Source organism: Rhodospirillales bacterium (genome assembly GCA_028824295.1).
Taxonomy (GTDB): domain Bacteria; phylum Pseudomonadota; class Alphaproteobacteria; order TMED109; family TMED109; genus VXPW01.
The window spans coordinates 51,802-66,002 of the sequence record JAPPED010000021.1 but is presented as its reverse complement, the minus strand read 5'-3'; the positions used below and the strand labels follow the sequence as shown (position 1 = coordinate 66,002).

Here is a 14,201-nt window from a genome sequence, read left to right as displayed (position 1 = left end):
ACAGCCTGGCGCGGAAGTTCAGCCGATGCGCCCGCCGTCGTCACGGGTGACGGCGATCACGGCAGACCGGGGGATCGTGTCGCCGCCGCCGGGAAAGTGGCTGCCGCCTTTTTCGCCAGGATGCTGGATTCCGACGAACATGGTCTTTCGATCGGCGCTCCAGGTCACACCGGTGACTTCGCACTCTTTCGGGCCCACCAGGAAGCGTCGGATCTCGCCGGTCGCCGGGTGGCCCAGCAGCATCTGGTTGTTGCCCTGACCGGCAAAGTCGCCTTCGTCCGAGTACGCCCCGTCGGTCTGGATCCACAGCATCCCCGTGCTGTCAAACGCCAGGCCGTCGGGAGAATTGAACATGTTCTCCGTGGTGAGGTTGGGTGAGCCGGCGTTCGGACCCGTGTGAACGGCCGGATTTCCCGCCACCACGTAGAGGTCCCAGGAGAACGTGGACGAGGCGTGATCGCCCCTCGTAGGCCGCCAACGCACGATCTGGCCGTAGCGGTTTTCCGCCCTCGGGTTCGGGCCGTTGACCGGGGTGGGGTCGCCTCCGCTGTTGGGTTCCTTGCCGCGGTGCGTGTTGTTCGTGAGACAGCAGTACACCTCGGGCCCGGTCGGGTTTGCGGCTACCCATTCAGGGCGATCCATGGTCGTTGCGCGGACAGCGGAGGCCGCCTGTCGCGTATGCACGCAAATGTCCGCCGCGGAAGGAAGCCCGGTGGTTTCCGGTGTGAGTGGGAGCCACGCACCGCTGCCATCGTCGTCAAACCGGGCCGCGAACAGCGTGCCCGCTTCCAGAAGTCCCGCGTTGTCCCCGCCTTCGCGGTAGTGCCCGTCACTGATGAACCGGTAGAGAAACTCGCCCCTCTCATCGTCCCCCATGTAGACGACCACCCGCCCGGAGTCGGCCACGACCAGTTCCGCGTTTTCGTGCTTGAACCGGCCAAGCGCGGTACGTTTCCTCGGAATCGACAAGGGATCGGTCGGGTCGATCTCCACGACGTAACCCACGCGGTTGGGTTCATTGGGATGTCTTGCGATGTCGAAGCGCTCGTCGTGGGCGCTCCAGCCGATGTTGCGGTCAGACGCCTGGACCCCGTAACGCGCGAGCGCATCGGGGAGTTCCGCTTCGGGATCACTCGACGCGAAGTAGAAGTGGAAGTTCTCCTCGCAGGTAAGGAACGTGCCCCAGGGGGTCTTGCCGCTTCCGCAATTGTTCCAGGTACCAAGGCTCTGGATACCGGCAGGATCCGCGGCCGTCCGGAGCAGGTGATGTCCGCGGGCGGGTCCAGTGATCGCCATAGGCGTATCCGCCGTGATCCGCCGGTTGTAGGAGGAGTCCGACACGACGGACCAGGTCCCGTTTTGCTGACGGACCTCGACGATCGACACACCGTGCGCCGCCTTGCTCTTGCGCACGTCGTCGGCGGTTCGGGGCAGCCCGGAGCCTGACGTTCCAAACAGGATGTGGCGGTTGACGTACTCGTTGTTGACCGCGAGGAGTGTCCGGTGGCCGATCGTGAACAACTCCATCCCGTCGTTGTTGTCGCCGAACGCACGCTCCTGGCTGGCCCCGGTCCCGCCGGTGACCGGGTCGAGCGGATGTCCGTCTGACCACATCGCGTCGGCCCACCGCACGACGACATGCCAGCTGTAACCCTCGGGCACGGTGACAGTGTCACGGGTGTTGGCGGCGACCGAACTGAATGGAAGGGGACCGCGAGCCGGGTCGGGCGGCGCGGGCTTGGCCCGGGCCGCCCCCATCACGAAGGCAGTCGCACTCAGCGCGGCGGCCCCGCCAAGGAATCCGCGTCGTGAGAGCCGTCGGTGGACCACGACCTCGAAGTCCGTGGCCACCGGCGTGCGGATGGACGATCTACCCACGGTGCGCGTGTGCGGGGGTTCCCGGCTCTGTTTGTCGGGCTGTCATCATCTTGGCTCGGGCAGGAGACTGCCGTTGGGCTTCACACGCTCCTCATTCTTCCATAGTCTGCCATCGTTAAGCATTCGTTACACGACGATCTCAATGCCAGCCGAACTGTTCCGCAGTCGTTGAGGCCGCCCTTTCCGAACGCTTCTTGGGGTACGTTAGGTCCCCGGCGCTTGAATGCCTGGCTGCCGATCCGGAACCGGGACCCGGCCGAAGGTGGGTAGAGGCGGCCGTCGGATCATCGACCTCCGTGCTGCGCGGTAATCCTGCCAAGACCATGGAGGTGGTTGTTCCTACGGCGGTATTCGCCGATGGGCTTCGTATCATTCCCGGATTGGAGACGCTCGAGATCGAGACGGTTGGGGACTGACGCAAAGCGGCAGACTGCCCTTCTTCTTTGGCAAGCTGGTATATAAGGCATCGCCAGCGGCTCCGAAGTTACGGGCCTCGCCGGAATCCCCTGATCCCGCCGGTTACGCAGAAGGAGACCCGATACCTATGTCCATGGACAATTCTGGGAGCGTCCAGGCGCCGGAGCGACATCCGCTGGTGCGCTTCAGTCGCGCGCTCGACCGCGGGCTTACCTTTGCCGGGATGGTTGGGTCATGGCTGTCGATCCCCCTGATCTTCATCATCATCTTTGACATCGTGACTCGCCGCTTCCTGGTGCTTGGCTCGACAAAACTGCAGGAGATGGAATGGCACCTCCATGCGGCGTTGTTCCTGTTGGCGCTGGGCTTCGGCTACCTGCGGAACTCCCATGTCCGGATCGAGGTCGTCCGTGAACGGTTTTCTCAGCTCTGGAAGGCCCGGCTCGAGGTCACCGGCATCACGCTGTTCCTGATCCCATATGCAGCGCTCGTGATCTGGTTCGGTCTCGACTTTGCCCAGCGGTCATTCAGCATGAATGAGGTGTCGTCTGCCCTCACCGGTCTGTCCCATCGATGGATCATCAAGTCGTTCGTGCCATTTGGAATGCTGCTGCTGCTTGTCGCCGGCGTGGCGGTCCTGCTCAGGAACCTGGCGTACCTCGTGCTGCTCGAGACCGGCCAGGCGGCAGCCGCGCTTGAACTGTCCAAGTCGCTTCCCGAGCTCCGTAATCCGGAAGAGGAGCTCCGCGCGGCGGCCGCCCAGGAAACACAGGCCATCAGGGGAGAGCAGTAATGGACACACTCATCACCCTGATGCCAGTCCTGATGTTCCTGGCGCTGGCATCGCTGCTGTTCAGCGGGTTTCCGGTTGCGTTCGTGCTGGGCGGCGTGGCCCTCGGTTCTGGCTTCCTCGGCCTTGCAGCCGACGTATTTTCATTCATTGAGTTCTTCAACATCATTTCCCGAATCTGGGGTGGCGTCTGCGAGAACCTGATCCTCGTCGCCGTGCCGATGTTCATTTTCATGGGCACGATGCTGGAGCGGTCCGGGGTCGCAAACGATCTGCTGCACTGCCTGCAGGTCCTGCTCCGCCGCGTGCCTGGCGGGCTGGCGATGTCCGTGACGATCATGGGCACCATCATGGCTGCCACCACCGGCATTATCGGCGCTTCGGTCGTGATGATGACATTGCTCGCGCTGCCGGTGATGCTCGAGCGCAAATACCACCCGTCTCTGGCAACGGGAACCATCAGCGCATCGGGGACGCTGGGGATTCTCATTCCTCCGTCGATCATGCTGGTGATCATGGCGGACCTGCTGTCGATCTCGGTGGGAACACTGTTCATAGCAGCCGTTTTCCCGGGCCTGGTCCTAGCCTCCCTGTACATCGTCTATCTGTTTTTCCGCACGCGCCTAAACCCGACGCTGGCGCCGCCGCTACCAGCGTCGGAAGGTCCGGATAGCCAGGCGGAACTGGTGCGGATGGTGCTGCGGTCATTCTTCCCGCCGATCTTCCTGATCTTCCTGGTGTTGGGCTCGATCTTTGCCGGTTTCGCGACACCGACGGAGGCCGCCGGGGTTGGCGCACTGGGTTCCATCATCTTGGCGGTGTTTAACCGTCGGCTGTCGAGGGCGGTCCTGAAAGATGTGGTCGGGCGGACCGGCCTGACCTGCGCCATGATCTTCGGGATCTTCATCGGGGCGACCGCGTTTTCGTACGTCTTCCGGTCGCTGGGCGGAGACGACTTGATCCACGCGTTCGTCGAGCACATGGGGCTCGGGTCGTGGGGCATCCTGTTCCTGATGATGGGGATGGTGTTCCTGCTTGGCTTCTTCTTCGACTGGGTCGAGATCACGCTGATCGTGCTGCCGCTGTTCGCCCCGATCATGGAGACGCTGGACTTCGGGACGCACGTTGCCGCCGGACTGGTGATCCCGTGGGTTGCCGTGCTGATCGCCGTGAACCTGCAGACGTCGTTCCTGACGCCACCGTTCGGTTTCGCGCTTTTCTATCTGAAGGGTGTGGCGCCACCGAGCGTCAAGATCCAGATGGTCTACCGCGGTATCATTCCGTTCGTGGCGCTGCAGCTGGTGGGCCTCGGCTTTGTCATCGGCTTCCCGGAGATCGCTCTGTGGTTGCCCGGCGTCCTTCTCGACTGAGCCTTACGAGGGTCGAGAGCCGCCCGCCGCTCCGGACCGGACCCGCGGTGCCGACGGAGCGGCAACCGCGGGCGGGGCCGCCGCAACGATGGCCATAGAGGTCCTCCGCGCCGCCGCCGACCGGTTTCGGGATCTCCCGGGCTGGCCGTTTTCCCCGCACTATCTGGAGGCCGTGCCGGGCTTTGACGGTTGCGGGCCGGTCCGCATGCACTACGTGGACGAGGGAGGGGCTGGATCCCCGGACGCGCTCACGTTCCTGCTGCTGCATGGCCATCCGACGTGGGCGTATCTCTATCGGCACATCATTCCTGAAATCGTGCGGCAGGGGCACCGTGCGGTTGCTCCGGACCTGCCGGGGTTCGGTCGGTCCGACAAGCCCGCGGATCCCTGGGCCTACACGTTCGCCGGCCTCCGCTCCAGTCTGATTGACCTGATCGAGCGTCTCGACCTGCGGGAAATCGTTCTGGTCGTGCACGAATGGGGCGGCACGCTCGGCATGACGATCCCGCACACGATGCCGGAGCGGTTCGTCGGTCTGGTGTGCTTCAACACGTGGCTGGCCACCGGGGGCCGGCCGCTTCCCGGCGGCTATCAGAACTGGCTGGCCACCGCTCGCGCGGAGCCCGACCTGAACGTGCGGTCGTTGATGGCCCGGACCAACCGGATCCTGACGCTCGCCCAGTGCAACGCCTACCAGGCGCCCTTTCCGGACGCCTCGTACAAGTCGGCACTCATGGCGCTGCCGCGGCTCTTCCCGACGTCGCGGAAGGATCCAGGTGCAGAATTGTCGCAGACAGCGGAAACGTGGTGGAGCGAGACCTTCGACGGCTTCGCGATGCTGCTCGCCGGCATGCGCGATCCGATCATCCCGCCTGATGCCATGCGCGCGCTGGCGGGGCGGATTCGCGGACTTGGCTCGCCGGTGGCCATTGGCAACGCTGGCCATTTCGTTCCGGAATGGGGTAACGAATTCACGTCCGACCTGGTCGCGGAGGCACAGGCGCTCTACAGCCGGCGGACAGCCGAGAAGTCGGCCAGCGGACACGCGGCATGAACCGCCGCTGCCGCGTCGTCGTCGCCATGTCCGGCGGCGTTGACAGCTCGGTCGTGGCGGCGCTGCTGCATGATGCGGGACACGAAGTCGTCGGCATTACGCTGCACCTGTACGGCCGGGGAAGCCGCAATGCCGGCACGAAGACGTGCTGCGCTGGCCAGGACGTATACGACGCGCGTCGCGTGGCCGACCATCTCGGCATCCCGCACTATGTGCTCGACTACGAAAAGCGGTTTCAGGACAACGTGATGCAGGACTTTGCCGACCGGTACGCTGAAGGCGTGACCCCGGTTCCGTGCGTCCTCTGCAATCAGCGGGTGAAGTTCCGTGACCTGCTGGATACGGCGATGGAGCTCGACGCCGACTGGATGGCGACCGGCCACTACGTCCGGCGGGTTGAGGGCCCGCGCGGTCCCGAGCTCCACCGAGCTGCCGACGCGTCAAAGGACCAAAGCTACTTCCTGTTTGCCACCAGCCGCACACAGCTCGAACGGCTTCGCTTTCCATTGGGGGGGTTCTCCAAGGAACAAACGCGTCAGGCCGCGGTTCGGGCCGGCGTCGGCGTGGCCGAGAAGCCGGAGAGCCAGGACATCTGTTTTGTTCCTGACGGCGACTATCGCGACATCGTTCGCACACTGCGCCCGGACACCGCTGCGGTGGGAGACATCGTTCACGTGGATGGCCGGGTGCTTGGCAGCCACGCCGGGATCACCGGGTTCACGGTCGGCCAGCGGCGCGGTCTCGGGGTCACCGACGCGGGCCAGCCCCTCTACGTGGTCCGAATCGACGCCGCTGAACGACGCGTGGTCGTGGGCCCGAAGGAGTCGCTCGGGGTATCCGGCATTTCGATCCGCGACGTGAACTGGCTCGCAGACGAGGCGTCGGAGCCCGGAACCGAGCTGAACGATGTGCAGCTTCGGGTGCGCTCCACGCATCGCGGTACCAGTGGCCGCGTACGGCTCTTGGCCGGGGGCCGGGCAGAGGTGTCGTTTCAGTCTCCCGAACAGGCCGTTGCTCCGGGTCAGGCGGCGGTGTTCTACCGAGGATCACGGGTCCTGGGGGGAGGTTGGATCGAACCCAGATCGAGCTGGCCGCCGGCGAGGGATCGGGATGAGGGCCGTGCGTTGTGAGCACTGGCTCCGAGATCACGCTCGGTATCGAGGAGGAGTTCTTTCTCGTTGACCGCGAGACGCTTGACTTGGTGGTGGATCCGGATCCCCGCCTGCTCAAGGCTTTCTCCGAGCTCGACGGCATGTGTCGGGCGGTGCCGGAGCTCCTGCGCTCCCAGATCGAGCTGAATTCGCTGGTATGCCATTCCGTTGCGGAGGCCCGGGAGGCCATCGTGGCGATCCGGCGTTCGGTACTGGATCTCACGGACCAATACGGAATCGGCCTGATGGCCTCCTCGACGCACCCGTTTGCCGCCTGGGAAACGCAGGCAGTCACGCCGCGGGACCGCTACCGCGAGTTTGCGGTCATGTACCAGTCGGTGATCCGGCAGCTGCTGGCAAGCGGGATGCATGTGCACGCGGGCTTCGGGACGCCCGATGAACGCGTTCAGGTGATGACGGCGATGCGCAGCTATCTCCCGCTGTTCCTGACGCTGTCCGGATCGTCTCCGTTCAGTGGCGGACATGTCACGGGATTCAAGTCTTCCCGCATGAATCTCATGGCAGCGCTGCCCCGGTCGGGCCTGCCGCCGGTGCTCTCGTCATGGGCGGATTACGATCGGATCGTCGACAACTATCGTCGCCTCGATTTCGTCAGGGACGGTTCGGAGATCTGGTGGGATCTCCGTCCTTCGGTCAAATTCCCGACGCTGGAACTCCGAATTGCCGACGTCTGTCCCGATATCGACGATGGCATGTCGATCGTGGCGCTCTACACCTGTCTGGTCCGGCACCTCCTGGATGCCGTCCGTACGGGGCCGCTGCCGGTCGACCCCCCGCCCGAGATCATCCAGCAGAACCGATGGCTGGCCCAGCGATACGGCGTGGTGGCGTTCCTTGCCGACTTCGAGTCGGGGACCCGCGTTGACCTCGTGGATTACGTCGACGAACTGCTGGACATGTTGTCGGCAGATGCGGCGGCGCTCGATTGTCAAAAGGAAGTGGCGCACGTGCGAAACATCATCCGCGAGGGCAGCAGCGCCGATCGCCAGCTCGACCACTTTCGGCTCTGTCGCCTCGAGGGGGCAGGGGTCGAGGAGGCGCTCCGCTCGGTGGCACAGCTCATCGTGTCCGAGACCCGCCGAGGTGCGGAGGCCGAACTCGAATCCTGAGGCCCGTCAGGGGATAAACTGTTCGGCGAGTATCCGCTCCTCGAGGTGATGCTCGGGGTCAAACAGAAGAGTCAGTTCAGTCGACCTGTCAGCCGTCACGGTGACCTGGCGGACATGCCGCACCTCCAGCTCGCTCGCCGTTGCGCTGACGGGGCGCTTCTCCGACTCCAAGACGTCAAAAGTGACCTTGGCCGGCTCGGGAAGCAGCGCTCCGCGCCAGCGTCGTGGCCGGAACGGACAAATCGGCGTGAGCGCGAGGAGCGGCGTCCCGAGCGGCAGAATCGGACCTTGGGCCGACAGGTTGTAGGCCGTGCTGCCTGCTGGCGTGGACACCAGTACGCCGTCGCAGGAAAGGGCCGCAAGGCGTTCGCGATCATCCACCAGTATCCGGATGCGGGCCGTCATCCGGGTCTGTCGGAGCAGGGAGACTTCGTTGATCGCGAGGCCCGTGTGCCGCACCCCGGCGGCGGTGACTGCATCCATGCGTAGCGGATGGACGACGGCGGGCTGGGCCGCGTCCAGGCGGGCGCCCAGACCCTCCTCGCGGTAGCGATTCATCAGGAAGCCGACCGTCCCCCTGTTCATGCCGTAGATCCGTTTGCCCATGGGGCCCCATTGCGACAGTGCGTTCAGCATCATTCCGTCGCCGCCCAAGACAACGACTACACTCGCTTCGGCCGGAGGTACATGGTCGTATCGGCGGCTCAGCGTGCGCAAAGCCGACTGGGCGTCGTCGGTCGAGGCCGCGACAAACGCGATGGGAACGGACATGGCGGGGAAGGGTAGCGGCGTGGTGCCGGCTTTGCTCTAGCCGCCGGTTACGCTCATGTGACGGGATACGGAGGGGGTGCGCTCGCGACGGCTGATGACGAAGTCGTGGCCCCGCGGCTTGCGGCCGATCGCCTCGGTGACGGCGGCGCGCAGCACGTCGTCGTCGTCGGTAGCGCGAAGGACCTCACGGAGATCGGCGCTGTCTTCCTGACCGAGGCACATGTAGAGCGTCCCGGTGCACGTCAGGCGAACGCGGTTGCACGATTCGCAGAAATTGTGGGTCATCGGGGTGATGAAGCCAACCCGCCCCCCGGTCCGCACGGCCCGGAAATAACGGGCCGGTCCCCCGGTCCGGTAGTCGATCTCTTCAAGGCCATAGATGTCTCGCAACCGAGCCCGCACCATCGACAGCGGCAGGTACTGGTCGGTCCGGTCGCCGGTGATATCGCCCATGGGCATCGTCTCGATCAGCGTAAAGTCGAACCCCCGGTGGTGGCACCACTCCAGCATCGCCGGGATTTCGTCCTCGTTGACGCCCTTCAGCGCCACGGTGTTGATCTTGACGTGCAGGCCCGCTTCCGTGGCTGCCTCGATTCCGTCGAGAACCCGGTCGAGACGGCCCCACCGGGTAATCTCGCCGAACCGGTCGGGGTCAAGGGTGTCCAGGGAGACATTCACCCGGCGAACCCCGGCGGCGTGGAGGGCCCCGGCATGGCGCCGGAGCTGGGACCCGTTCGTGGTGAGCGTAAGCTCTTCGAGACCGCCACCGCCCAGCATTGCGCCCAGCTCGTTGAAGAGCTGCATCACGTTCTTCCGCACGAGCGGTTCGCCACCGGTCAGGCGCAGCTTGCGCACGCCGAGCGACACGAAGACGCCGCACAGTCGCCGGATTTCGTCGAGCGACAGCACGTCCTTCTTCGGGAGGAACGTCATGTCTTCCGCCATGCAGTACACGCAGCGAAAGTCGCAACGATCCGTCACCGATACCCGGAGGTAGGTGATATCGCGACCGTACGGGTCAACCACGGGGGCGACCCCGGGCATGGTGAGACCATTGGGCATAGATGACTCCGGGCGTGACCCTTTACCTATATACCAACGTATATAACGCCCGCAAGCGGCGCGCTCACAGGTACCAATCTGGATCGAGACGTCGGATCGGCAGCATACGTTGGAGCGCGCAGCCTGCGAAACCGCCGTTCGTGCGCGACCCGTGCCGCCGGTAGCGGCAAGTTGGTGGCTGGGCGGGCTGGACTCGAACCAACATTTACGGGACCAAAACCCGCCGTCCTACCATTAGACGACCGCCCAACAACCGGGACGCCAAACATGGTCGGAGCGGCCGGATTTGAACCGGCGACCCCTTGTCCCCCAGACAAGTGCGCTAACCAGGCTGCGCCACGCTCCGCCACGCTTGTACGTGCAGGATATACGGAGGAGGGTCGTCGACAAGACGAAGTCCACCTGTCCGCCCCGTCGGCTGGCCGTGAGAATTCCTCGGGCTACCGGGCCCCCAGACCCGAGGTTCACGAGGGACATTCGGCCCTTTGAAGGCTTCGACCCACGCACGTGCTGCCGCTGTCCGGTCGAGGCGCGTGTTTCCGGTCTCCAGGCGCTCGCAATGTTCCGTTGCCTGCGGTGATCGTTGGGGTCGCGGCATCAGTGACCGGCAGGCGTCGGGAACCTAGTGCCAGGATGATTTGGTTCCCGCCTTTGCAGAGGGTCCAATAAGATCGTTGGAACTGTCCACACGCGTTGCGAGGCAAGATGATGCACCCACGTCTGCGCAAGACGGCGCTCGTCGCCGTCGCTGCCTTGACCATCTCCACGGCGGTCCAGGCGCAGGATTTCACGTTCAAGCTGCATCACTTTCTCGGCGCAAAGGCACCGGCGCAGACGGAAATGCTGGAGCCGTGGGCAAGGGCAGTGGAGGAACGATCCGGCGGCCGCGTGAAGATCGAGATCTTTCCGGCGATGACCCTCGGGGGTCGCCCGCCCGAACTCATCCAGCAGGTGCGCGATGGCGTCGTGGATCTGGTCTGGACGGTCAACGGATATACACCCGGTTCGTTCCCGCGTTCCGAAGTCTTCGGACTTCCAACGGTCTTCAAGAACGATCCGGTAGCCACGAACCTCGCGCTGCACGACCTGTTCGAGAGTGACCTAGCCGAGGATTACAAGGGCGTCGAGGTGATGTTCCTGCATGTTCACGCGGGCATGGGCCTCCACATGCGGGACATGCCGGTTCGCCGACCAAGCGAGCTGGTCGGCACCAAGCTGCGCATTCCCTCCCGCACTGGTGTCTGGATCATCGAGGCGCTCGGCGCGATTCCCGTGGCGATGCCGGTACCGGATCTGCCACCGTCGCTGCAGAAAGGCGTGGTCGACGGGGCGCTTATTCCCTGGGAGATCATTCCGCCGCTGAAGATCCACGAGCAGACCGATTACCAGATCGAGGGTGTCGAGAAAGAACGCTTTGGCACGGTTGTCTTCCAGGTCTCGATGAACAAGCGGCGGTGGGATGGGCTGCCGGAGGAGATCCAGCAGGCCTTTCGGGACGCATCCGGTCGCGACTGGTGGGGTGACGTGGGTCGGATCTGGCGCACGACCGACGATTTCGGGATCAAGTTTGCGACCGACCAGGGCAACACCCACGTCACCCTGGGCGAAGAGGAAACCCGGGCCTTCCGTACCGCGCTCGCTCCGGTGGTCGACCGGTGGATAGAGGAGGTCTCGTCGCAGGGAATCGACGGCGCGGCACTGGTACGCAAGGCGCGCGGGCAGATCGCGGTCAACTCCAGGGCGAACTAGTGGCAATTGCCGCCCGCGCGGGCCGCTCGGGACTTTCTGGCGCGGTTGCCGCCGTCATCGATGCATGGGCACTGTTTGGCGGGTTGATCGTCCTGGTCGTCGTGGTGATGCATGTCGCCTCGGTCGTCGGCGGCATGGTCTGGGTTCCCTTCCCGGGAGATTTTGAAATCACCCAGATGGGCATCGCCGTCGCGGCTTTCGCCTTCCTGCCCTACTGCGAACTCACCGGAGCCAATGTGACGGCGGACATATTCACCTCCGGCGTTGGCCCACGGACACTCTCGTTATTCAAGCTGCTGGCTTCAGTCGTCGCGCTGCTCTTCAGCGTGCTGCTTCTCTGGCGAATGTACGCCGGCCTCCTTGATCAGAAGGAGTACAACTACGTCACGGCGATCATGCAAGTACCTGTTTGGATAGGCTTCATACCTATCGTGCTTTCCCTTGTGCTGCTGGTCGCCGCGGCCGCGATCACACTGGTCGAGAATGCGCGCGGAGCTGCCGGTCAGACGCGAGATGGCTGAACCGATCCTCCTTGGCGTGGGCTCGCTCGTTGCTCTCGCCGCGTTGATTGCCATCCGCATGCCCATCGCCTACGCGATGATTCTGGTGGGCGGCGTCGGCATCGCATTCGTCGACGGGCCTGCGCTGGTCTTGAATCAGCTCAAGACCCTCGCTTACGGGCAATTCTCGATCTACGACCTGTCAGTCGTGCCGATGTTCGTCTTGATGGGTGCGCTTGCCGGCAAGGCCGGGCTTTCCATGGCCCTGTTCCGCGCGGCCAACGCCTGGCTTGGTTGGCTCAGGGGCGGCACGGCGATGGCCGCGATCGCCGGCTGCGCGGGCTTTGGCGCAGTCTGTGGCTCGTCCCTTGCCACCGCCTCGACCATGGGTCGGGTCGCGTTGCCCGAACTCAAGCGTTACCGCTACTCGGGGGCACTCGCGACCGGCTCCCTCGCCGCGGGCGGGGTGCTTGGCATCCTGATCCCGCCGTCGGTCGTCCTCATCATCTACGCGATCATCGTCGAGGCGAACATCGTCACCATGTTCGCCGCGGCATTGCTGCCGGGGGTCCTGGCGGTTCTGCTGTTCCTGCTGACCATTGCTATCTACGTCGCCATTCGGCCCGAGGCCGGTCCGCGTCACGAAGGAGTGGATGCCGCGGAGTTCCGCGACGCAACGATGGGTGTCGTACCGGTGCTGGCCATTTTCGGAATCGTCCTAGGCGGCATCTACGCGGGCTTTTACAACCCGACACCCGCCGCCGCTGTCGGCGTGGCGCTGGTCTGGCTCTATGGCACCTGGACTCGCGAGATCCGCCGGGCGGAGATGGTGGAGGCGCTACGCGAGACCGCCGGCACCACCGGAATGATCTACCTGATCCTGTTCGGTGCGGAGCTGTTGAAGATCTACATGTCGCGCATCGGACTGCCGCAGGCGACGGCCGAGTGGATCCTTGCGACGGGCATGGCACCCATGGTGGTACTGGTGCTCCTCCTGCTGGCACTGATCTTCCTCGGCTGCCTGATGGACAGCCTGTCCATGATCCTGCTCGTCATACCGTTCTTCTGGCCGGTACTCGTGGACCTCAACGGTGGGCTCTACATGACGGCGGACGAGGCTGGGTTCGGCATGTCAACCGAGCACTTGAAGATCTGGTTCGGCATTCTTGCGCTCATCGTGGTGGAACTCGGGCTGATTACACCACCGGTAGGGATGAACGCCTTCGTCATCTCGGCCCTGGCCCGGGACACGCCGATGATCGAGATCTTCCGTGGCGTCGCCCCGTTCTTCTGCGCCGAACTGCTGCGCGTGGGGTTGCTCCTGGCCTTTCCCGTGCTCGCGCTTTGGCTCCCGCAGGCGTTGTCTGGCTAAACCGGGCCCGGCTGGCGACAGGACAGGTCGGCGATCCTTCTCGGTCGCTCGCGATCTGGTCGGCGGCGCCCGGGTTTCCGGCAAGACTTAGGCCGACACGGGTTCTTCTGATCCCTCATCAGCCCTCATCGTCCGTCCGACGATCAAGCTTCCATCACGATCGGCGTTGACTCCGTCTCGGCCCGCCCGCCGCCGCGCAGGCGACTACGGGGTCTTCCGGGCGGACGATGCAGCCCGGATCTCCGGTCTCGGCAATTCGAGCAGGTGTCGGAGCAGTGCCACGAGACCGGCGATGGTCTCCCGATCGAGGGCCCCCAGCCATTGGCGCTCCCGGGCATGCTGGAGCTCAAACGCTTCCTTTACGCGTCGGCGACCCCTGTCGGTGATCATCACCGTCACCACCCGCCTGTCCGCCGATTGCTTCCGGCGGCTGACGAGTGCGTCGCGCTCGAGCGTGTTCAGGACACTGGATACCGTGCCCCTGGATACCGCGCACAGCCTCGCCAGCTCGCGCGGCTCGACTTCGTTTTCGATCCACGTGCAAAAGAGCACCCTGAAGCCCGCCCACGACATTCCGAGCGGTCGGTGAACGTTCGCTTCGAAGTCGTACATCAAGCGGTTGGCGGCCCGGAAGAGATCGAACGCAGCGGCGAACACCGCCGGGTCGACCTGGGTCTCCACTTCCTCGGCTAGGCGTGCGAGGGCGTGCCTTTCGAATGTCGCGGCTCGCGAGAGCTGATCAGGTGAATCAGTCGCAGCGGGGCCTGTCTGGATCGGTTCAGCCATCAACCATCTGCCTTCCTTGTCGAGCAGTCCGGCCGGCGCAGGGCTCGAACGTCGTCCGGAGCCGAAAATTTCTCCGGGCTGCACTACCGCCGTAGCGTCAGATCACCACATCCGTGCGCGCCTGTTGGCCGACGGCATCCGCTTCGGGCCTGGTCTCGAATCCTCGGGGGC

At 64.5% G+C, this 14,201-nt stretch carries 12 protein-coding genes and 2 tRNA genes; 8 read left to right on the top strand and 6 right to left on the bottom strand.

The window, feature by feature from the left end:
• Window positions 1-18: 18 nt before the first annotated feature.
• Window positions 19-1,878 carry a PhoX family phosphatase gene (locus OXH60_09170; protein MDE0712290.1) on the bottom strand — a complete coding sequence of 620 codons (1,860 nt, stop codon included), beginning with the start codon at window positions 1,876-1,878 and terminating at the stop codon, window positions 19-21.
• 544 nt (window positions 1,879-2,422) lie between these two features.
• Here OXH60_09170 and OXH60_09165 point away from each other — a divergent pair.
• From OXH60_09165 to OXH60_09145, 5 genes are all read left to right on the top strand, one after another.
• Window positions 2,423-3,088 carry a TRAP transporter small permease subunit gene (locus tag OXH60_09165; GenBank protein ID MDE0712289.1) on the top strand — a complete coding sequence of 222 codons (666 nt, stop codon included), beginning with the start codon at window positions 2,423-2,425 and terminating at the stop codon, window positions 3,086-3,088.
• Window positions 3,088-4,455, top strand: a complete 1,368-nt coding sequence (locus OXH60_09160) for a TRAP transporter large permease subunit (GenBank protein ID MDE0712288.1) — start codon at window positions 3,088-3,090, stop codon at window positions 4,453-4,455. Before OXH60_09165 ends, OXH60_09160 begins: the two co-directional genes overlap by 1 nt.
• 88 nt (window positions 4,456-4,543) lie before the next feature.
• On the top strand, window positions 4,544-5,509 hold the full coding sequence (locus OXH60_09155; GenBank protein MDE0712287.1) for a haloalkane dehalogenase: 966 nt from the start codon (window positions 4,544-4,546) through the stop codon (window positions 5,507-5,509).
• Window positions 5,506-6,639 carry a tRNA 2-thiouridine(34) synthase MnmA gene (gene mnmA / locus OXH60_09150; GenBank protein MDE0712286.1) on the top strand — a complete coding sequence of 378 codons (1,134 nt, stop codon included), beginning with the start codon at window positions 5,506-5,508 and terminating at the stop codon, window positions 6,637-6,639. The genes OXH60_09155 and mnmA overlap by 4 nt, the downstream gene beginning before the upstream one ends.
• A complete protein-coding gene (locus OXH60_09145) occupies window positions 6,636-7,790 on the top strand; it encodes a carboxylate-amine ligase (protein ID MDE0712285.1) in 1,155 nt (384 codons plus the stop codon). The genes mnmA and OXH60_09145 overlap by 4 nt, the downstream gene beginning before the upstream one ends.
• 6 nt (window positions 7,791-7,796) lie before the next feature.
• On the opposite strand, the gene OXH60_09140 is transcribed toward OXH60_09145, so the two are convergent.
• The 4 genes from OXH60_09140 to OXH60_09125 form a co-directional block, all read right to left on the bottom strand.
• Window positions 7,797-8,561, bottom strand: a complete 765-nt coding sequence (locus OXH60_09140; protein ID MDE0712284.1) for an NAD kinase — start codon at window positions 8,559-8,561, stop codon at window positions 7,797-7,799.
• 36 nt (window positions 8,562-8,597) lie between these two features.
• Entirely contained in the window at window positions 8,598-9,623 is a 1,026-nt protein-coding gene (moaA, locus tag OXH60_09135; protein ID MDE0712283.1) for a GTP 3',8-cyclase MoaA, read from the bottom strand.
• 175 nt (window positions 9,624-9,798) lie between these two features.
• Window positions 9,799-9,872 (bottom strand) — tRNA-Gln (locus OXH60_09130).
• Between the two features lie 19 nt (window positions 9,873-9,891).
• A tRNA-Pro gene (locus OXH60_09125) sits at window positions 9,892-9,969 on the bottom strand.
• Between the two features lie 359 nt (window positions 9,970-10,328).
• Here OXH60_09125 and OXH60_09120 point away from each other — a divergent pair.
• The 3 genes from OXH60_09120 to OXH60_09110 are packed head-to-tail and all read left to right on the top strand — an operon-like array spanning window position 10,329 to window position 13,244.
• On the top strand, window positions 10,329-11,372 hold the full coding sequence (locus tag OXH60_09120; GenBank protein ID MDE0712282.1) for a TRAP transporter substrate-binding protein: 1,044 nt from the start codon (window positions 10,329-10,331) through the stop codon (window positions 11,370-11,372).
• A complete protein-coding gene (locus OXH60_09115; protein ID MDE0712281.1) occupies window positions 11,372-11,893 on the top strand; it encodes a TRAP transporter small permease in 522 nt (173 codons plus the stop codon). The genes OXH60_09120 and OXH60_09115 overlap by 1 nt, the downstream gene beginning before the upstream one ends.
• Window positions 11,886-13,244 carry a TRAP transporter large permease gene (locus OXH60_09110; protein MDE0712280.1) on the top strand — a complete coding sequence of 453 codons (1,359 nt, stop codon included), beginning with the start codon at window positions 11,886-11,888 and terminating at the stop codon, window positions 13,242-13,244. The genes OXH60_09115 and OXH60_09110 overlap by 8 nt, the downstream gene beginning before the upstream one ends.
• A 204-nt stretch (window positions 13,245-13,448) precedes the next feature.
• Here the strand turns inward: OXH60_09110 and OXH60_09105 are convergent, their stop codons facing one another.
• On the bottom strand, window positions 13,449-14,030 hold the full coding sequence (locus OXH60_09105; GenBank protein ID MDE0712279.1) for a MarR family winged helix-turn-helix transcriptional regulator: 582 nt from the start codon (window positions 14,028-14,030) through the stop codon (window positions 13,449-13,451).
• Window positions 14,031-14,201 lie beyond the last annotated feature (171 nt).